This is a genomic window from Pararhizobium sp. LjRoot255, assembly GCF_964252905.1.
GTDB lineage: Bacteria > Pseudomonadota > Alphaproteobacteria > Rhizobiales > Rhizobiaceae > Pararhizobium.
The window spans coordinates 1,826,924-1,845,781 of sequence record NZ_CAXUPQ020000001.1; the positions used below are offsets into that span (position 1 = coordinate 1,826,924).

The window sequence follows — 18,858 nt, forward strand, 5'->3', positions numbered from 1 at the left end:
GGAGATCATTTTTTCCATAAAGCCGTGCTCAAAATGTGCCGGTAAGGGAGGCACAAAAATACACGGCCAATCTCCCCCCTTGTGGGGGAGATGTCACGGAGTGACAGAGGGGGTAAAGTCTGCCCCAAGCTGGAACTCCACCGCCCCCTCAAGCTGCCGGCTTCTGCGGCAACCGTACCGCCTTCAGGCTGATCGCCGAGACGAGCGTGATCAGCGTGATGCCGACGGCCGTCAGGAACAGCGGCTGGAAGGCGGCCGTATAGCTTTCGGCGACCAGCCGGCGGGTTGCCTCCGGCAGCGCCGAAAGCATCAGCGGTGTCAGCTTTTCGATGTCCTCGACGCCGGGGATCGAGACTGCGCCGCGTGCCAGTCCGGCGGCGATCGTCGCGCCGTAGATCGAGATCGCGATCGAGGCGCCTGCCATGCGCGACAGGGTCACGGCACCGGTGGCAGCGCCGACATCGCCGCGCGACGCCACGTTCTGCACGCCGATGACAGGCACCTGCTGGCCGAAACCGATGCCGATGCCGTGCAGCGCCATGGTGGCGCCGATGATGTAGAGCGGCGTGCCGGGCTCAATCTGCGTGAACAGGAGCAAGGCCAGGGCCGTCAGGCTGGCGCTGACGATCGCGAACGGCTTGTAGCGGCCGGAGAGCGATATCAGCCGTCCGGCCGTCAACGAGCCGGCGACGATGCCGCCCGTCAAAAGGATGAACAGAAGCCCGGCCGCCGACGGTGTCAGGCCCGTCGTCGTCTGCAGGAACAGCGCGAAATAGTTGACCATGCCGATGCCAACGGCGCCGCTCATGAGCGAAATCACCAGCATCAGGCTGAAGGTCGGGTTGCGGAACAGTGTCAGCGGCACGATAGGCTCCGGCGCACGCCGTTCGACCAGCACCCAGGCGATCGCGCAGAGCGCACCGATCACTATAACCGCAAGGCTTCCGAGCGAAAACAGTGAGCCGAACAGTTCTGCGCCGTCGCCCAGAAGCACGACACTGGTCACCGCGCCGGCGATGAGAAGCGCGCCGGCATAATCGATCTTCGGCAGGCGCGTTGGTCGCCGATAGGGTAGGAAAAAGAACAGGCCGGTGAGCACGATCAACCCGATCGGGATATTGACGAGGAAGATAGACCGCCAGCCGAACAGGTCGCTCATCGTGCCACCGAGCACCGGGCCGATGGCGCCGGATGCCATCAGCACAAGACTGGAGTAGCTCTGGTAGCGGGCGCGCTCGCGCGGCTCGAACAGGTCGGCGGTGACCGAGAAGATCGACACCATGATGCCGCCGCCGCCAAGCCCCTGCAGCACGCGGGCTGTAATCAGCGTGTTCATCGACACGGCGAGGCCGCAGGCAACCGAGCCCAGCGTGAAGATCGCCACCGCGGCAAGCATCACATATTTGCGGCCGAACAGGTCGCCCAGCTTGCCGTAGAGCGGCATGACCGCGCAGGTGGCGAGCAGATAGGCTGATCCGATCCAGCCGAACCGCTCCATCTCGCCGAACTCGGCAACGATGGTCGGCAGCGCCGTCGCGACGATCTGGTTGTCCAGCGTCGCCATGAACAGCGCGGTCATCAGGAAGAGGAAGAGCGTCAGGCGAAGAGCGTGGCTCGAAACGAGCGGCGCCGGGGTGGCGTGCATGTCCATGGGATTGTTCCTGTTGAGGTGCAGGATTTATGTGCTGATAGCATATAAATGTCAATGGCATGTTTATGCGAATATCATCTTCCCGCTTCCCGCACGCCTGGGGGTTTGTTATGATTACGCCATGAAGCACACGAATTTTGCCGAAAGCCCTGTAGCCACAGACGACGATGCGCGCGAAAGCCGCGCCTTGATCGGCCGCTCAATGTCGCGCTGGCGGGTCCTGATCGGCCGCCGGGTTCTGGCGCGGCTGGCAATCGACAACGTTGCTCCGGATATGGAAATCTCGCATCTCGACGTTCTCGATGCCGTCAGACGAGCCGAGCCCGATGCCGAGGTCACGGTCGGCACGATCGCCGAGCTGATGCGGATCGACCCCTCGCGCGCCAGCCGCATTGTCGCCGACATGGTGGCACGCGGCGTCCTGCGGCGGGAGGCGTCGCAGGCCGATGCCCGCCGCATCATCGTCGTCATGACCGACCCCGGTAAAAAGCTGATGCTCGAGGTGCAGGCGGTCAAACGCGGCGTGATCGAGAACATCCTCGCCGACTGGCCGGAAGAGGACGTCGCGGCCTTTGCCGTCCTGTTCGACAAATTCGTCACCGGTATGGAGCGCATCCATCAGAACCGCGAAAACGCCGGGCACGGCGACAGGTAGGCATCGGGGTGCGAGCGCGCATCGCCGGAATGCGACCGGAGCCGCCTACACGCTCACGACCGCCCTCATCCGCTCTATGGGCACCCTCTCCCTGCAGGCGAGAGGACTGTCGCATATGGATCGAAGGCGCTTGCCATAAGCTCTCTCTTCTCCCCAGCGGGGAGAAGAGAGAGCTTATGCGAGGCGATGAGGGTCTCTCGGCGATCTCGGCGTTAGCCGCCTCCTTCATCCGGCGCTTCGCGCCACCTTCTCTCCGCTGGGGAGAAGCGGGAGGAACAAAACCCCGTCCGCCTCTTCCCCTTCGGCCCCTGTTTAAGCTATGGCCTTGCCCCATGAACAAACAGGCTTTCGTGATATTGATGGGCGGCGCGCTGACGCCGACGGATCGTCTGGCCGGTCATCTGAAAGGCGCGCGCGTCATTGCTGCCGATGGTGGCATGCGGCATGCGAAGGCGCTCGGCCTGACGCCGGAGCTTTGGGTCGGCGATTTCGATTCCGCGCCACAGGCGCTGATCGACGAATGGCCGGATATCCTGCGCGAGCCCTATCCAGCCGCCAAGAATGAGACCGACGGTGAGATTGCCACGGCGGAAGCACTGGCACGGGGGGCGAAACGCCTGGTATTTGCCGGCGCGCTCGGCGGCGAGCGCAGCGACCATGCCTTCATGCATCTGCTCTACGCCGCCAAGCTGGCAGAGGACGGTCTCGACGTGTTGCTCACCTCGGGTGAGGAAGAGGCCTATCCGCTGCTGCCGGGCACCCGCAACATCGACCTGCCGAAGGGCAGCCTGTTCTCGATCCTCGGCCTCGATACGCTGAGCGGCCTCTCCATCGAAGGCGCGCGTTATCCGCTCAAGGATTTCCATCTGCCGTTCGGTTCCTCGCGGACGATTTCCAATGTCGCCGAAGGCACCGTCCGCTTCACCCTTTCCTCCGGCCGGGCGATCGTCCTTGCCCGTCCTCAAGACCTTTCGGGAGCCTGACAGTGGCGCCGCCTATTCTGAAACTCGACGATATCTTCCTCTCTTTCGGCGGCACGCCGCTGCTTGCCGGCGCCAACCTGCAGGTCGAGCCCGGCGACCGCATCTGCCTCGTCGGCCGCAATGGCTCGGGCAAGTCGACGCTGATGAAGATTGCCGCCGGCCTTGCCGAGCCGCAGACCGGCGAGGTGTTTCGCCATCCGTCCGTGACCGTCCGCTATCTGCACCAGGCCCCGGATTTCGAGGGCTTCGACACCGTCCGCGCCTACGCGGAGTCCGGTCTCGGGCCGAGCGACGACCCCTACCGCGTCGCCTATCTGCTGGAGCATCTGGGCCTGACCGGCGACGAGGACCCGACGCAGCTGTCGGGCGGCGAAGCCCGCCGCGCGGCGCTTGCCCGCGTCATGGCGCCGGAACCGGATATCCTGCTCCTCGACGAGCCGACCAACCATCTCGACCTTCCCACCATCGAATGGCTGGAAGGCGAGTTGATCAAGAGCCGCTCCGCCCTCGTGCTGATTTCGCATGACCGCCGCTTCCTCGAAAAAGTCTCGACCGCCACGGTCTGGCTCGATCGCGGCCAGTCGCGCCGCCTCAACCAGGGCTTTGCCTTTTTCGAGGCCTGGCGCGACAAGGTGCTGGAAGAGGAAGAGATCGAGCAGCACAAGCTCGGCAAGGAAATCGAGCGCGAGGAGCATTGGCTGCGCTACGGCGTCACCGCAAGGCGCAAGCGCAACATGCGCCGCCTCGGGGCGCTACGGGACCTGCGCGCCAAACATCGCGGCCATTCCGGCCCGCAGGGCTCGGTGCAGGCGACGGTCTCAGACGCGCGCGAATCCGGCAAGCTGGTGATCGAGGCGGAAAAAATCACCAAGGCCTACGGCGACCGCGTGATCGTCGCTCCGTTCTCGATCCGGGTGCATCGCGGCGACTGCATCGGCTTCGTCGGCCCGAACGGCGCCGGCAAGACGACGCTTCTGAAGATGCTCACCGGCCAGATCGAACCGGACAGCGGCACGGTGAAGCTCGGCACCAACCTCGAAATCGCCACGCTCGACCAGCGCCGCGAAGACCTGAACCTTGAGGACACGCTGGCGCATTACCTGACCGACGGGCGCGGCGAGAGCCTCATCGTCAATGGCGAGCAGCGCCATGTCACCGGCTACATGAAGGAGTTCCTGTTCCAGCCCGAACAGGCCCGCACGCCGATCAAGAACCTCTCCGGCGGCGAGCGCGCCCGGCTGATGCTCGCCCGCATCCTGTCGCGCCCGACCAACCTCCTGATCCTCGACGAACCGACCAACGACCTCGACATCGAGACGCTGGACCTTTTGCAGGAAATCGTTGCCGGCTTCTCCGGCACCGTCATCCTCGTCAGTCATGATCGCGACTTCCTCGATCGCACCGTCACCTCGACCATCGCGCCGGCCAACCCGGAAGCGCCAGACGGCCGCTGGATCGAATATGCCGGCGGCTATTCCGACATGATGGCGCAGCGCAAGGGCTTGGCTGAGGAAAAGAAGCGGGCCGACAAGGCCGAAAAAGCCAGGTCCCCAGACAATAGCGGTTCATCATCTGCGGCGAAGGTCGGCAAGGGCAAGCTGTCCTTCAAGCAGAAATTCGCACTCGAGAACCTGCCGAAGGACATGGAAAATGCGCAAGGCGAGATCGCCAAACGCGAAACGGAAATGGCCGATCCCAATCTGTTTACGAAAAACCCGGCCCGCTTCTCGACGCTTGCCACGGAACTGGAAAAGCTGCGCGCTTCCATCACCAGAATGGAAGAAGAGTGGCTGGAACTGGAGATGTTGCGCGAAGAGATCGAGGGATAAATCGGTCGACGTTTCCCACTTCTCCCTCGATCAGCCAAGGACTTGGGCGGTCAGGCCCACAATCGCGGCGAATACAACCGTCCCAGCTTTGGGTCATGGATCTCACGCGTAGACGGCAACGACGCCGGCGCGGGTAGGACGCGTCATTTGTTGTGCGCTGCAATTTTTGCCGCTTGCCGGAAAAGTTAAAAAAGCGTTAACTTTTGATGGTTGTCCCCATAAGTTCCCTGTGAGTTCGTTAAAGACGGGGCCTTGGCGGGATTCCTGTTTGCTCGGCACCGGTCTAGAGTTGCGTCATGAAAACACTATCCATCGAGGTGCGGCCAGGCGAACCGAGGGATGCTATGTCCATCTCGGACGTGCACCGCGTCTCCTGGCTTCAGGCCTATGGCGGGCTCATTCCGCACAAGCCGCTGAACCAGATGGTCGACCGGCGCGATCATACGTGGTGGCGCAAGGCGACGCGGGGACCTTCCACCCTCCTCGTCATCGAGGTGGCCGGCGTGATTGCCGGTTATGCGACCCTCGGTCTCAATCGGGCCCGCGCCCTGCCGCAGGAAGGCGAGGTCTACGAAATCTACCTGCGTCCCGAATATCAGGGCATCGGGCTTGGCCGGATCCTGTTCGGCGAGGCGAAAAACCTGCTGAGGTCCCTCGGTTGCAAGGGTCTCGTCGTCTGGTGCCTCGAGGACAGCCACCTCGCCGACCGTTTCTTCCGCATGGCCGGCGGCAGTGACATTTGCGAGGGCATGGAAGATTTCGGGGGCAAGAGCCTCAAGAAAATCGGTTATATCTGGGACTGAGACGCCAACGCTCGTCCTATTGCCCCTCATCCGCCCTGTCGGGCGACATGCTCAGTCCGGGAAAACGCGTGTCGGTTCCGCCGCCGTGAGGCCGCGCTTGCCATGGAACGCGGCGGTGTCGCGCCCGCAAGCGAAGCTTTCGGCCTCGGTATCGGCGACCTGCCGGGCAAGGCCGTTGGGTTCGGGGTTGGCCAGCGCATCGACATAGCCGACCACGCAGCCCTGTCCGTCATCGCCCGCCACCTTCGAGACGACGAGAACCTGGCCCCTGACTTTTGGTGACGGTTCGCCGGTGGCCGGATCGATGTTTTCGATGAACCACCTCAAAATGGTCGCGACCGGCTTGCCGTCTGCTCCGAGCCGCCATTCGATCTTTCGCCCGGCATTGTTGAACGGCTCGAAACTTTCGAAGACGCCGTCGATATAGGCTTCGCTGACGGGACCGTAGAGGATGCTCTGGCGCAGATCGCCTTCCTTGAAATAGACCGCGTGGTCCGGCAGCCCCTTGCATTGAAGCGAAATGCCGCCGCCTTCGGGGTCTTCCGGCGACAGCGTCTTGCAATGATTGGTGTCGAGATCGGTGTAGGTGCTGTCATTGGCCGAGGCGGCAACAGGTGTCATCGCCAGCAGAAGGATCAGCGGAATTGTGGCTGTGTGCGATATCATGAGCGCTCCTCATACCGGGGACGTTCCGGCAGCCGCGATTATTCGCCTAAAGGTCGCATTTTTCCGCGCATGACGAAAGTAATGTTGCGCCGCGGCATGTTTACCGTTATCGGACTCGCCAGCCAAAACTCAGACCCCTGGGAGAAAACATGCGTATTGATGCAATTTCCATCGGCAAGAATCCGCCTGAAGATATCAACGTGATCGTCGAGGTGCCGGTTGGCGGCCATCCGATCAAGTACGAGATGGACAAGGAAGCCGGCACGCTGGTCGTCGACCGTTTCCTCTATACGCCGATGACCTATCCGGGCAATTACGGCTTCGTTCCGCATACGCTTTCCGACGACGGCGATCCGATCGACGTCCTGATCGCCAGCACCCGTCCGCTGGTTCCGGGCTGCGTCATCAATGTCCGCCCGATCGGCGTGATGATGATGGAAGACAATTCCGGCAAGGACGAAAAGGTCATTGCCGTGCCGAACTATCACCTCACCAAGCGCTACGACAAGGTGAAGGACTATACCGACCTGCCGGAAATCACCCTGCAGCAGATCGAGCACTTCTTCGAGCATTACAAGGATCTGGAACCCGGCAAGTGGGTGAAGATCTTCGGCTGGAAGGATGCGACGGTCGCCAAGCAGTTGATCGTCGAAGCCATCGAGCGCGCCAAGACGGCGAAGTAAGCGCCGGGCCGAACAAGTTCACGTAGCGAATTAAAAACCTCCGGATCGCGCCGATCCGGAGGTTTTTTGCTGCCTGCGAGAAGGCCGGTTCAGCTGAGCAGAGCGGTGGCCACGGTGGTGTTCAGGAAATACCAGATGAAATAGAGGACGACCAAAACCACCAGCGGCGACAGATCGACGCCGCCCATGTCCGGCAGGACGCGGCGAATCGGGCGATAGAGCGGCTCGGTCAGCTGATAGAGCGAGCGGCCGATCATGTTGATGGCGTTGTTGTTCACGTTGATCACGTTGAATGCGTAGAGCCAGGAAAAGATGGCCGAGGCGATGACCAGGAACCACGCAATATTGATGATGAAATTCAGGGTCGCAATGACAGCAAGCATGCCGGTCTCCAATTCGTTGTTGACAGACATGTAGCCATTGACGACTAAACCGGCAAGTCCGTGCTTCGTGCGGGGCTAAACATGTTTAATACGGCGGAGCCAACATCCGGCCGTCCTTCGGAAAGATCGCCGTATGTCCATCAAGGGTGCAGACCGGTTCGCCGCCTTCCGGCATGTCTCCTACGCCCGTTTCTTCTTCGCCCGCTTCCTCGCTTCCTTCGCCATCCAGATCGTCAGCGTCTCGGTCGGCTGGCAGATGTACGAAGAGACGCAGAACACGCTCTATCTCGGCCTGATCGGCCTCTTCCAATTTCTGCCGTCGCTCCTTCTTATCTTGGTCACCGGTTCCGTCGCCGATCGCCACTCGCGCCGGGCGATCGTTTCGATCTGCATGATCGTCAGCGCTTTTTGCGCTGCGGCATTGCTGGGGCTGACGATCGCCGATGCGTTCTCGCCCGGGCCGGTCTTTGCCATCCTGATCGTCTTCGGCATCGAGCGCGCCTTCATGGCGCCGGCGGTGCAGTCCCTCGCGCCCAATCTCGTCCCCGCCCATGACCTGTCCAATGCGATCGCCTGGAACTCGTCCTCCTGGCAGACGGCTGCCATCCTCGGCCCGGTCGCGGGTGGTCTGCTCTACGGCGTCAGCGCCATCATTGCCTATTCCGTCGCGCTCGCCTTCCTTGTTCTCGCGGGGGTCCTCGTCTTCATGATCGAAAAACCGGCGCAGCACAGCTTGAGCGAGCCGCGCGACTGGACGTCGGTTCTAGCCGGTTTCAAGTTCATCCGCACGGAAAAGGTCGTGCTGGGCGCGATTTCGCTCGATCTCTTTGCCGTTCTGCTCGGCGGCGCCGTGGCGCTGATGCCGGTCTTTGCTAGCGAGATCCTGGTGCTCGGTCCCCTTGGACTCGGCCTACTCAGGGCTGCGCCCGGGATCGGCGCGATCCTCGTCGCCATCACGCTCGCGGCCTATCCGATCCGCCACCATGCCGGCGTGCTGATGTTTGCCGGCGTCGCGCTGTTCGGCATCGGTACGGTCATCTTCGGCCTGTCGGAGATCGCCTGGCTGTCGATCGCCTCGCTGATGCTGATGGGCGGGGCGGACATGATCTCGGTCTATGTGCGCGAGACGCTGATTGCGCTCTGGACACCGGATGCCGTACGCGGCCGCGTGAATGCCGTCAACATGGTGTTCGTCGGTGCCTCCAACGAGCTTGGCGAGTTCCGGGCGGGGACGATGGCGCATATCATCGGCGCCGTTCCGGCCGTGGTGGTCGGCGGCATCGGCACGCTTGCCGTCGCCGTCATCTGGGCGCTCGGCTTCCCGCAATTGCGCACGATCGATTCGCTCGAAGCACCCGAGCAGAAGGCCTGATCGATCAGGCCGCCATGGTCTCGCCCCGGCGCTGGAAGATGTGGGTGAGGAAGCGGTCCATCCAGTCCCGCAGAGGGCCGTCATGGTCCATCCGGCCTTCCAGATGCGCGCGGCCGACCTGCGCGCCGGGCAGTTCAAAGCGGTGCGCGCCGTGCACGACCCATCGATGCATCATGACCCGTGTCAGCTCGCCGTGAAACTGGATGCCCCAGGCATTCTCGCCATAGCGAAAAGCTTGGTTGGGATAGGTGCTGCCCGACGCGAGCAGTTCGGCGCCGGTCGGCAGGTCGAACCCTTCCCGATGGAACTGGTAGACCATCGACGGCCATTCCATCAGCGCGCGGCCCTTCTCGGTTGCCTCCAGCGGATACCAGCCGATTTCGGTCAGCCCCTCATGATGCGGCGCGACGACGCCACCCAAATGCCGGACCAGCATCTGGGCGCCGAGGCAGATACCGAGGAACGGCTTGTTTTCCGTGAGCGGCACGGAAAGCCAGTCGATCTCGCGGCGGATGAACGCCTCGTTGTCATTGGCGCTCATCGGTCCGCCGAAAACAACGGCGCCGGTATGCTCCTCGAGTGTTGCAGGAAGCGGATCGCCCAGCACCGGGCGCCGGATGTCGAGGCTTAAGCCTTTTTCCAACAGCAAATGTCCGACCCGTCCGGGGCTGGAGCGTTCCTGATGCAGGATGATCAGAACCGGCTTGCCGGTCGTGCGCGTGTAGAACGTGCGGTCGTCGAAAAGCATCTCACTTTTCCTGTTGCGCGGTTACCTCCTCCGCGATCTTGAATTTGGCGGCCACCTCCTGCCGCTTGATGATCCTGTCCCTGCCGGAAACGCCGAGAAGATCAGCGATACGCCAGATCACATGGTCCTCCATTTCGCTGCGTTTGCCGTCGGCATAGACAATCTCCCACAACATGCCGATGAGGTCGATCCGTTGTTCCTCGGAAAAATGCCGTTTGATGTCGGATGTGAAGCGGAAATAGTCGATGGCCTCGCTTTCGGCCGTCTCGCCGGCGGCAATCAGGGCGCTGAGCGCCGCATCGTCCAGCTTGTAGTGATCCTTGATCATCGCGCGCGCCTTTTTGCGCTCCTTCTCGTGGATGTGGCCATCGGCCTCCATCACCTGAAAGCAGAGCGCCACGATGGCGATGCGCGGATCGCCGGGCTGGATCGACGAGGCATGGCCGTGTCCGGTCAGGCTGTCGAGGAAAGTTCGAAATCTGTCAAACATGCGGTTCCGTCAAAAATCGGGTTCGTCTCAAAACAGACGGAAGCTGGTCTTTGCCAGCGGCTTGTTGCTGTCGTCGCGCACGCCCGGGTCATCCGGCGGACGTCCGAAAAAGGGTTCGACGACGGGCTCTTCGGTCTTGACGGGTGTCGGCTTCTTTTCGACCTTCATGGGCTGCGGCACGATCACCGATTCGCTCGGTACCGGCACGGCGATGGACTTGACGACAACCTCCTCGGTTTTCTCCGGGGTTTCGATCACGTGCTTCGGTTTCGCTGGAGTCTCGGCCTGCTGAGGCTCCGGCTCCGCGCGTTGGTGGGCGATGGCGACCGGCGGCAGGCTGCGGATCGCCGCGTCGGCTGCTTCCAGCGTGCCCTCTTCGACCGGGCCGGCAATCTGCCCGACCGGCTGCTTCCATTCGAAGGCGTCGAGACGGCCGCTGACGGGCGAGACTGGCAGCCATTCCGGCGAAGTGACGCCATCGGCGGTCCAGGCCGGGTCGCGCGGGCTTTTCAGCGCCTGGTTCATCCAGTGGCGGATGCGGCCGTCATCGCCGGTATCGGCTTCCTCGATATCGGCAAGCAGCAGGAAGGTGCCTTCGTTCGGCTGGATGCGGGCCGCCGCTTCCGCCTTGGAACGCGCCAAGGACAGTTCGCGGGCTTCAAGCGCGCTTTCGGCAACCGCGGCCAAGGCCACCGCGTTGTTCGGCCTGAGCGCCTCGAGCTTGTTTGCCCGCTTCAGGCGGTCGAGGGCCGAATCGCCGCTGCGGGCGCGGACGTAGAGCTTGGCGACTTCGGGGTGCGGTTCCTGTTTCCAGAGCTTTTCCAGGATCGATGCTGCCTTGCGCAGATTGTCTTCGCGAAACAGCGCCTTGGCGGCGATGAGGCCGGCCGGCACCAGATCGTCGGCGAGCTTCAGGGCGGCCAGCGCATCGTCACGGGCGCCTTTTGGATCGGCCTCCAGCTTTTCCGTGGCGCGGGCGGTCAGAAGCACGGCCTTCTTGCGGTCGGCCTCCTTGCGGTCGATGACGTGGCTGGCGCGGCTCTGGTCGAGAAGCCGGATCGCTTCGTCCCACTGGCCGGTCTGGCTGCGATAATCGAGCGCCGCCAGCGTCGCCCAGGGAAGATGCGGCGCCTTGTCGGCGGCGCGCTCGGCATATTGCCGCGCCGCCTCGTTGGCGCCCAGCCGCTTGGCTTCGAGGTAGAGGCCGCGCAGACCGAGTTCGCGGGTTTCCGGATCGTCGGCCATCAGCTCGAACTTCTTGCGGGCGTCGTCGTACTTGCCTTCGATCAGCGCCGTTTGCGCTTCCAGGAGATGGATCAGCGGCTCCTGGTCGGAACTCAACAATCCGCGAGTGCGCGCCGTCATCTTGCGGGCAAGGGCGCTGTCGCCGGCGCCGGCGGCAATCAGGCCGGTGGACAGTGCCTGATAGCCGCGGTCGCGCTTGCGAGCGCGGAAATAGCGGGAGATCGAGTGCGGCGACAGCCAGACGACACGGACGAGCCAGACGACGATCAGGATGGCCGCGATCAGCGAGGCGAGCAGCGTTGCCGCGACCATCAGGCTCATTTCGACGCGGCTCCCCTGCCAGATCAGCGACAATTCGCCGGGGCGGTCGGCCAGCCAGGCAAAGCCGGCGCCGAGGGCAAGAACGATGAGAACGTAGAACAGAATACGGATCATGAACTCTTCCTTAGCCCTGGTTGGCCGTCATCGCGCCTGCAACGGCCGCATCGATCAAACCTTCGACGCGGATGCGCTGGTCGAGCCGGGTCTTGAAATCGGCACCGGCGGTTTTCGCCGGTTCAGGCAGTGCCTGCCATTCCAGGCTCGCGCCTTTCAGGTCGCCATTCGTCAGCTTGTCTTCGATCCGGGCGATAACCGCTTCCGGCCCGTCTCCCTCGACATTGCCGACGGGGCGGATGCGGATGGCGGACGAGGCGCTGTCCATCAGCCGGGAAAAAATGCCCTGGTTCGGATCGCTGTGCTGCGTGGCCTCGAGCATCGCATCGGCGGTTGCCGGAAAGTCGCGCACGAGATCGGCGCGCGGCGAAACGCCGAGTGCCGCGTCGCCGGCAAGGCCGGCCACGGCCGGATCAGTGGTGGCGATGCTCTTCAGGGCGTCGAGTTCGGCGAGGAACGGCCCGCCGCGATCGATCGCCGTCTTCAAGGCGGTGACGGCCACGGCGCGGGCGAGCTGCACGTCGCTTGCCGGCTCGTCGATCTTCTTCTCGGCGGCTTCGATGCGGGTCGAAAGCTCGGATTTCGCCGCTTCCGTCGATTGGCGGGCATCGGCAAGGGCAGATTTCAGCGTCGCGATCTCACCGGTCAGGTTGGTGAGCTGGGCATCGAGGCCGGAGAGATCGGTTGTTGCGCCGTTGCCGGTTTCGACGGTCTTCTTTTCCAGTTCGGCGATGCGGGCTTCCAGCGGGCCGAGATCGACGGTTGTCGAGACTGAGGGGGCTGCCGCGAGCTGCGCCTTGATCGCTTCGACATCGCTGGCAAGGCTCTGTTCGACCGCGGTCTCCCCCCCGCCGGGACCGAGTGCGGGCAGGAAGCCGGCATATTGCAGGCCGCCGGCGCCGAGAAGGGTGATCAGGCCGCCGAGAATGCCGGCGGCAAGCGCGCCGGAATTCGAGGTGCGGCGCGGTTCGGCATGGACTGGCCCGGCTGGCTGTTCCGCTGCCGTGGCGGCCGAGGCCGGTTCCTCGGCAAAGACGGCTGCAGCCGCTTCCGCGCGTGCATCCTCTTCATCCGATTCGGAACTGTCGCCGGTGTTCGGTTCCGGAATGTCCGTCGGCTCGGGAATGTCGGCGCGGACGGTTTCGTCCGCTTCGCCTGCCCGGATGTCCGCCGCGTCGTCGACAACCGCTTCGCCTTCAGAGGCGGCATCGGCGGTTTTCGTATCGTCCTCTGGCGCCGCATTGGCTTCCAGGTCGATCGTTACCGGCTTCTGATCGGACTTCGAGCGGCGCGGAGGATTTTCCGGTCCCATGATGATCTCTTCCCGTTATCACATGAACTTAAGGCACTGCGTTAAACCTAGACACCGAGCGGGAAGAGGGAAAGCCCCCCAGCGACAATTCCTTGCCCGGCTGCTGATGGACAAAAGAGCCAGGTGCCTGCAAAGCGCCGGTCAGAGCAGCGCGAAAAGACTTTTTTCGTTGGGCTGGGCCGCAATGGCGATATGCCCGATCCCCCGCGGCACGGCGTCCGCGACATGTTCGCTCAGGCAGAGCAGCCGCATGTCGTGAAACGCGGTCTTCGCCGCCATGGCATTCAGAGCGAAGAAATGCCGGGCGGTTTCGTGGGAGTAAAAGAGAACGGCCTCCGGTTTGCTCGATGAAAGCAGCTTTTCGACGGTTTCCGGCGCATGGGCGATGGGAGACATCCGATAGACGTCCGCGACGCGGCAGCGGATTCCCGCCTGCCGCAGCGCCGTTTCGAAACCAGGCGATCGCGGCAGGCCAGCCAGATAGGCAAGGCCGTCGTCGAGGCTCTTCGCCGTGTCGGCAATGAGCTGGGCAAGCCCCAAGCCTGTCCCGGGGCCGGCGATAACCGATTGGAAACCCAATGCCTTTGCCGCTTCGGCCGTTGCCGTGCCAACGCAGAGGACGGGCGTCTGCAAATGTGGTGCCAATTGGTCTTTGATGGTAGACAGCGCACGGATTGCTTCCGCGCTTGTGACGGCAATTGCCGCATGGGGAAGGCCCAGGATATCCAGCGCCGCCTGCGGCCGGTGGACGGCTTCCATCATCGGCAGGACGATGGCTTCATGGCCCAGCGCTTCCAGCCTTGCCGCCGTTGCCGTCGCTGAAGGTTGCGGCCGGGTGACAAGGACGCGCATGGGTTCAGGTCCAGCTCGAGAAGAAGTCCGGTCCGGCCTCGAGACGGATATCCTCGCCGGCCTTCGCGCCCAATTGCTCGGCGTCCGAGGCCTTGCCTTCGGTCGTTACCCGGAAATGCTGGCTGCCGTCCGGCGTCAGGATCATGCCGGAGAAACGGATGGTGTCGCCGTCAGAGACGGCGTACCCGGCAATCGGCGTGCGGCAGGAGCCATCGAGGGTCGACAGGAAGGCCCGCTCGCAGGTGACGGCTTCATGGGTCCGCGCGTCGTTGATCGCTTCGAGAAGGCCGTTGACGCGGTCGTCGTCGATGCGGCTTTCGATGCAGATCGCGCCTTGTGCCGGTGCCGGCGGGAAAATTTCGGGATCGAGGATTTCCGTCGGCACGTCGTCCTTGCCGAGCCGTTTCAGGCCGGCGAAGGCGAGCAGCGTCGCATCGACCTGGCCTTCCGCCAGTTTCCTCAAGCGCGTATCGACCAGTCCGCGAAAGGTGATGACGTTGATATCCGGCCGCAGCCGTTTGATCAGCGCCTGGCGCCGGAGCGACGACGAGCCGATGGTGGCGCCCTGCGGCAGGTCCATGAGCTTTGCGGCGGTGCGCCCGATGAAGGCGTCGCGGGCGTCCTCGCGCGGCAGGTAGGCGGAGAGGAACAATCCGTCCGGCAGCTTCGTCGGCATGTCCTTGGAGGAGTGCACGGCGAAATCGAGGCCGCCGGAGAGAAGCATGTCCTCCAGTTCCTGGGTGAAAAGCCCCTTGCCGCCGATCGCAGCAAGCGAGCGGTCGGTGATGCGGTCGCCCATGGTCGACAGCACGACGATCTCGAACATTTCGGACCGCAGGCCGTGCGCGGCCATCAGGCGATCCCGCGTTTCATGGGCCTGCGCCAGCGCCAGGGGACTACCGCGCGTGCCGATCCGGAAAGGTTTTGTTTGCATCCACTGCGATCCGTTGTTACCGGAGTTCCGTGTATCCGCCTTTCCCCGTGACCGCAATATTTGAGTAAAATGGCCCATGTCCTCGCCTCTGCGCATTCTCGGTATCGAAACAAGCTGCGACGAGACCGCTGCTTCCGTCGTGCTGCGCGATGCTGAAGGCCACGGCGAGATCCTTGGCGACGTGGTACTGAGCCAGCTGGAAGAACACAGCGTCTATGGCGGCGTCGTGCCGGAAATCGCCGCACGCGCCCATGTCGAGGCGCTGGATACGCTGATCGAGGAGGCGCTGTTGCGCGCCGGTGTTACGCTTGCCGATATCGACGCAATTGCCGCCACCAGCGGGCCGGGCCTGATCGGCGGCCTGCTTGTCGGGCTGATGACCGGCAAGGCGATCGCGCGGGCTTCCGGCAAGCCGCTCTATGCGGTCAATCATCTCGAAGGCCATGCGCTGACGGCACGGCTGACGGACGGGCTTGCCTTCCCCTATCTGATGCTGCTGGTTTCCGGCGGCCATACGCAGCTTATTCTGGTGAAGGACGTCGGCGTCTACGAGCGCTGGGGCACGACGATCGACGATGCGCTGGGCGAAGCCTTCGACAAGACGGCGAAACTGCTGGGGCTCCCCTATCCCGGCGGGCCGGCCGTCGAACATGCGGCAAAAAGCGGCAATCCGGATCGCTTCTCCTTCCCGCGCCCGCTGGTCGGCGAGGCGCGCCTCGATTTCTCCTTCTCCGGCCTGAAAACGGCCGTGCGCCAGGCGGCGCAGTCGATCCAGCCGGTGACCGAGCAGGACATTGCCGATATCTGCGCCTCCTTCCAGAAGGCGATTTCGCGCACGCTCAAGGATCGCATCGGCCGGGGTCTGGCGCGCTTCAAGGGTGAGTTTGCCGCGACCGTCGACAATCCGGCGCTGGTCGTTGCCGGCGGTGTCGCGGCCAACCAGACGCTGCGGGCGACGCTGCAGGAGCTGTGTGACAAGAGCGGTTTCCGCTTTGTTGCGCCGCCGCTGCAGTTGTGCACCGACAATGCGGCAATGATCGCCTGGGCCGGGGCCGAGCGGATGGCCGCGGGGTTGCCAGCCGATGCGCTCGATGTGTCGCCGCGTTCGCGCTGGCCGCTCGATGCCGACGCGAAAGCACTGATCGGTTTCGGCAAACGGGGAGCGAAGGCGTAATGACTGAGGCCGCCTTGCAGATGGATCGCATCGTTGTTGTCGGTTCAGGCGCTTTCGGCACCGCGCTCGCCGCCGTTGCTGCAGCATCGGGCAAGGCGCCGGTGACGCTGCTTACCCGCCGCGAAAGCATCGTCGAGGATTTCAGGGAAACCGGCCGCAACGACAGCGCCCTGCCGGGCATCGACCTGCCGGAAACGCTGACTGTTTCCGACGATCCGGCGGTTCTGGAGGGGGCCGGTATCGTGCTCTTTGCCATGCCGTCGCAGGCGCAGCGCGAGGCGGCGCGCTCGCTGCGCGGGTTCATCGGCAAGGGTGCGGATGTGGTCATCTGCGCCAAGGGCATGGAGCGTGTGAGCGGCCGCCTGCTGACCGATGTCGTCGAGGAAGAACTGCATCTGCAGAACGTCGCCGTGCTCTCCGGCCCCGGTTTTGCCGCCGACATCGCCAAAGGCCTGCCGACGGCGATGGTGATCGCGGCGAGCAGCATCGAACGGGCGGCCCAGCTTGCCGAGACGCTGTCCGGTGCGACGTTCCGCCTCTACCCGTCCGCCGACCGGATCGGCGTGCAGCTTGGCGGCGCCTTGAAGAATGTGCTGGCGATCGCCTGCGGCATCGTCGAAGGCGCGGGGCTCGGCGATTCCGCCCGCGCGGCGCTGATCTCGCGCGGCCTCGCGGAAATGTCGCGGTTCGTGGCAGTGCGCGGCGGCGAGGCCGATACGGTACGCGGCCTGTCCGGTCTCGGCGACCTCGTGCTGACGGCGACCAGCCACCAGTCGCGCAATCTTCGTTATGGCATTGCGCTCGGCGCGAGCGGCAGTGCCAAGGGGCAGCCGGGCGAACTGGTCGAGGGCGCGTTCGCGGCCTCCGTAGCAGCAGATGTTGCCCGCGAGCTCGGCGTCGATATGCCGATCACCGAGGCGGTGGCTGATATCATCGATGGAAAGATGGATGTGAAGACGGCGCTGGAGCAGCTGATGTCCCGCCCGATCACGCAGGAATAATCAATTAAGGAGAATACCATGCTGTTTGCCGTTTTGTGCACGGACAAGCCGAACGCCCTGCAAGTGCGGATGGATACGCGTCCGGAACACATCGTCTTTCTCGACGATCTCAATGCCAAGGGCGGGCTGGCCTTCGCGGGGCCGTTCCTCGACGAGGCCGGCAAGCCGAATGGCAGCCTGGTCGTCATCAAGGCGGAGACGCTCGAGGACGCGCGCTCAATCGCGGCCGCTGATCCCTACGCCAAGGCGGGCCTCTTTGCCCATGTTGACATCAAGCCCTGGAACTGGGTTTTCAACAAGCCGGAGGCGTAAGATGGCGCACTGGCTTTACAAGTCGGAACCCTCAAAGTGGTCTTGGGCTATGCAGAAGGATGCCGGCGACAAGGGCACGGAATGGACTGGCGTGCGCAACTATCTGGCGCGCAACAACATGCGGGCCATGCAGATCGGCGACAAGGGGTTCTTCTACCACTCCAATGAAGGTCTCGAGATCGTCGGCATTACGGAAGTCTGCGCCCTGTCGCATCCGGATTCGACTGCCGAAGGCGATGCCCGGTGGGACTGCGTCGATATCCGCGCAGTCTGCGACCTGCCGAAGCCCGTCTCGCTGAAGGAGATCAAGGCAAACCCGAAATTCGAGAAGATGGCGCTCGTCACCTCGATGCGGCTTTCCGTGCAGCCGGTGACGGACGAGGAATATCTCGAGATCTGCCGTCTCGGCGGCCTCGATAATCCGCCGCGCTGATTTGTGTTTGCGGCTGATGGATCGCCTGCTCCTTGGTGATTGCCCCTCACCCTAACCCTCTCCCCGCAAGCGGGGGGAGGGACTGCCCCCGAGATTGCCGCCTGTTCCTTCTCCCCGTTTTGACGGGGAGAAGGTGCCCGAAGGGCGGATGAGGGGCCTTCATGCCATGGGCCAATCAATCGGAAGCGTCCCACTCATGAAAACCGATCCCGAAACCTTCATCCGTGCCAATACCGATGTCATGTCGCCGCCGCATGTGTCGGAAATCCGGCTCAATCTGGCCAGCGAAGCGCATGATCTCTGGCTGAAGACGGAGGAGGAATTGGAAGAAATCGGCCTGCCGCCGCCGTTCTGGGCCTTTGCCTGGGCGGGCGGGCAAGGGCTGGCGCGGCATATTCTCGATCATCCCGAACTGGTCGAGGGCAAGCGGGTCATCGATTTTGCCTCAGGTTCGGGGCTGGTGGCGATCGCGGCGATGAAGGCCGGAGCGGCTTTCGTGCTTGCCGTCGATATCGATCCCTGGACGGAAACCGCGATCCGGCTGAATTCAGCCCTCAACGGCGTCGTGGTCGCTTTCACCGCAGCCGACATCATCGGCAATCAGCGCAGCGGCGACGTCTATCTTGCCGGCGATGTCTTCTACGACAAGGCTTTTGCCGACCGGATCGTCCCGTGGTTTACCACCTTGGCAGGGGAGGGCGCCGCAGTCCTCGTCGGCGATCCCGGCCGCGCCTATTGCCCGCGCGAGCGGATGCAGATGCTTGCGACCTATCAGGTTCCGGTCACCCGGGCGCTGGAGGACAGCGAAATCAAGAAGACCACGGTCTGGCGTTTTGTCGGATAATCCTGCGGCTTTCTCCCTCTCACCCGCCGGGGAGAAGAGGGAGCTTGTCGCAA

Annotated in this window: 20 protein-coding genes; 11 read left to right on the forward strand and 9 right to left on the reverse strand. The window is 63.5% G+C overall.

Going from position 1 to position 18,858, the window contains the following annotated elements; all coding sequences use genetic code 11:
* Positions 1–148: 148 nt before the first annotated feature.
* Positions 149–1,651, reverse strand: coding sequence for an MDR family MFS transporter (locus tag ACSQ2W_RS08930; RefSeq protein ID WP_436085935.1), 1,503 nt, complete (start codon positions 1,649–1,651; stop codon positions 149–151).
* Between the two features lie 121 nt (positions 1,652–1,772).
* Between ACSQ2W_RS08930 and ACSQ2W_RS08935 the strand changes: the two genes are divergently transcribed.
* The 4 genes from ACSQ2W_RS08935 (at position 1,773) to ACSQ2W_RS08950 (ending at position 5,921) form a co-directional block, all read left to right on the forward strand.
* Positions 1,773–2,306, forward strand: coding sequence for a MarR family winged helix-turn-helix transcriptional regulator (locus ACSQ2W_RS08935; protein ID WP_436085936.1), 534 nt, complete (start codon positions 1,773–1,775; stop codon positions 2,304–2,306).
* Between the two features lie 332 nt (positions 2,307–2,638).
* The gene (locus ACSQ2W_RS08940; protein ID WP_436085937.1) at positions 2,639–3,289 is read left to right on the forward strand and encodes a thiamine diphosphokinase; all 651 of its coding nucleotides are present in this window, start codon (positions 2,639–2,641) and stop codon (positions 3,287–3,289) included.
* A 2-nt stretch (positions 3,290–3,291) separates the two neighbouring features.
* On the forward strand, positions 3,292–5,118 hold the full coding sequence (locus tag ACSQ2W_RS08945) for an ABC-F family ATP-binding cassette domain-containing protein (RefSeq protein WP_436085938.1): 1,827 nt from the start codon (positions 3,292–3,294) through the stop codon (positions 5,116–5,118).
* Between the two features lie 296 nt (positions 5,119–5,414).
* The gene (locus ACSQ2W_RS08950) at positions 5,415–5,921 is read left to right on the forward strand and encodes an N-acetyltransferase family protein (RefSeq protein ID WP_436085939.1); all 507 of its coding nucleotides are present in this window, start codon (positions 5,415–5,417) and stop codon (positions 5,919–5,921) included.
* Positions 5,922–5,972: 51 nt separating this feature from the next.
* On the opposite strand, the gene ACSQ2W_RS08955 is transcribed toward ACSQ2W_RS08950, so the two are convergent.
* Positions 5,973–6,587, reverse strand: coding sequence for a hypothetical protein (locus ACSQ2W_RS08955; protein WP_436085940.1), 615 nt, complete (start codon positions 6,585–6,587; stop codon positions 5,973–5,975).
* A 149-nt stretch (positions 6,588–6,736) separates the two neighbouring features.
* Between ACSQ2W_RS08955 and ppa the strand changes: the two genes are divergently transcribed.
* The gene (ppa, locus tag ACSQ2W_RS08960; RefSeq protein WP_037128288.1) at positions 6,737–7,270 is read left to right on the forward strand and encodes an inorganic diphosphatase; all 534 of its coding nucleotides are present in this window, start codon (positions 6,737–6,739) and stop codon (positions 7,268–7,270) included.
* 89 nt (positions 7,271–7,359) lie between these two features.
* Here the strand turns inward: ppa and ACSQ2W_RS08965 are convergent, their stop codons facing one another.
* Positions 7,360–7,653 (reverse strand): YggT family protein, encoded by a 294-nt coding sequence (locus ACSQ2W_RS08965; RefSeq protein ID WP_436079795.1) that lies wholly within the window; start codon positions 7,651–7,653, stop codon positions 7,360–7,362.
* 133 nt (positions 7,654–7,786) lie between these two features.
* On the opposite strand from ACSQ2W_RS08965, the gene ACSQ2W_RS08970 reads away from it, so the two are divergent.
* Positions 7,787–9,025, forward strand: coding sequence for an MFS transporter (locus tag ACSQ2W_RS08970; RefSeq protein WP_436085941.1), 1,239 nt, complete (start codon positions 7,787–7,789; stop codon positions 9,023–9,025).
* Positions 9,026–9,029: 4 nt separating this feature from the next.
* Here ACSQ2W_RS08970 and ACSQ2W_RS08975 read toward each other — a convergent pair whose 3' ends face one another.
* The 6 genes from ACSQ2W_RS08975 to hemC all read right to left on the reverse strand — a co-directional run bounded on the left by ACSQ2W_RS08975 (position 9,030) and on the right by hemC (position 15,041).
* Entirely contained in the window at positions 9,030–9,773 is a 744-nt protein-coding gene (locus tag ACSQ2W_RS08975; protein ID WP_436085942.1) for a glutamine amidotransferase, read from the reverse strand.
* 1 nt (position 9,774) lies between these two features.
* Positions 9,775–10,263: a TerB family tellurite resistance protein gene (locus ACSQ2W_RS08980; RefSeq protein ID WP_436085943.1), complete on the reverse strand. Its 489-nt coding sequence runs from the start codon at positions 10,261–10,263 to the stop codon at positions 9,775–9,777.
* Positions 10,264–10,290: 27 nt separating this feature from the next.
* Complete coding sequence (locus ACSQ2W_RS08985) at positions 10,291–11,943, reverse strand: heme biosynthesis HemY N-terminal domain-containing protein (protein WP_436085944.1); 1,653 nt, start codon at positions 11,941–11,943, stop codon at positions 10,291–10,293.
* A 10-nt stretch (positions 11,944–11,953) separates the two neighbouring features.
* Positions 11,954–13,255, reverse strand: coding sequence for a COG4223 family protein (locus ACSQ2W_RS08990; RefSeq protein WP_436085945.1), 1,302 nt, complete (start codon positions 13,253–13,255; stop codon positions 11,954–11,956).
* A 141-nt stretch (positions 13,256–13,396) separates the two neighbouring features.
* Positions 13,397–14,107, reverse strand: coding sequence for a uroporphyrinogen-III synthase (locus ACSQ2W_RS08995; protein ID WP_436085946.1), 711 nt, complete (start codon positions 14,105–14,107; stop codon positions 13,397–13,399).
* 4 nt (positions 14,108–14,111) lie between these two features.
* Positions 14,112–15,041, reverse strand: a complete 930-nt coding sequence (gene hemC / locus ACSQ2W_RS09000) for a hydroxymethylbilane synthase (RefSeq protein WP_436085947.1) — start codon at positions 15,039–15,041, stop codon at positions 14,112–14,114.
* A 76-nt stretch (positions 15,042–15,117) separates the two neighbouring features.
* Here hemC and tsaD point away from each other — a divergent pair, with 76 nt between their 5' ends.
* From tsaD to ACSQ2W_RS09025, 5 genes are all read left to right on the forward strand, one after another.
* Positions 15,118–16,215, forward strand: coding sequence for a tRNA (adenosine(37)-N6)-threonylcarbamoyltransferase complex transferase subunit TsaD (gene tsaD, locus ACSQ2W_RS09005; RefSeq protein ID WP_436085948.1), 1,098 nt, complete (start codon positions 15,118–15,120; stop codon positions 16,213–16,215).
* Positions 16,216–16,235: 20 nt separating this feature from the next.
* Positions 16,236–17,216 carry an NAD(P)H-dependent glycerol-3-phosphate dehydrogenase gene (locus ACSQ2W_RS09010; protein ID WP_436087723.1) on the forward strand — a complete coding sequence of 327 codons (981 nt, stop codon included), beginning with the start codon at positions 16,236–16,238 and terminating at the stop codon, positions 17,214–17,216.
* 18 nt (positions 17,217–17,234) lie between these two features.
* Complete coding sequence (locus tag ACSQ2W_RS09015; RefSeq protein ID WP_436085949.1) at positions 17,235–17,528, forward strand: YciI-like protein; 294 nt, start codon at positions 17,235–17,237, stop codon at positions 17,526–17,528.
* 1 nt (position 17,529) lies between these two features.
* Positions 17,530–17,961 carry an EVE domain-containing protein gene (locus ACSQ2W_RS09020; protein ID WP_436085950.1) on the forward strand — a complete coding sequence of 144 codons (432 nt, stop codon included), beginning with the start codon at positions 17,530–17,532 and terminating at the stop codon, positions 17,959–17,961.
* 196 nt (positions 17,962–18,157) lie between these two features.
* Positions 18,158–18,805, forward strand: coding sequence for a class I SAM-dependent methyltransferase (locus ACSQ2W_RS09025; RefSeq protein WP_436085951.1), 648 nt, complete (start codon positions 18,158–18,160; stop codon positions 18,803–18,805).
* Positions 18,806–18,858 lie beyond the last annotated feature (53 nt).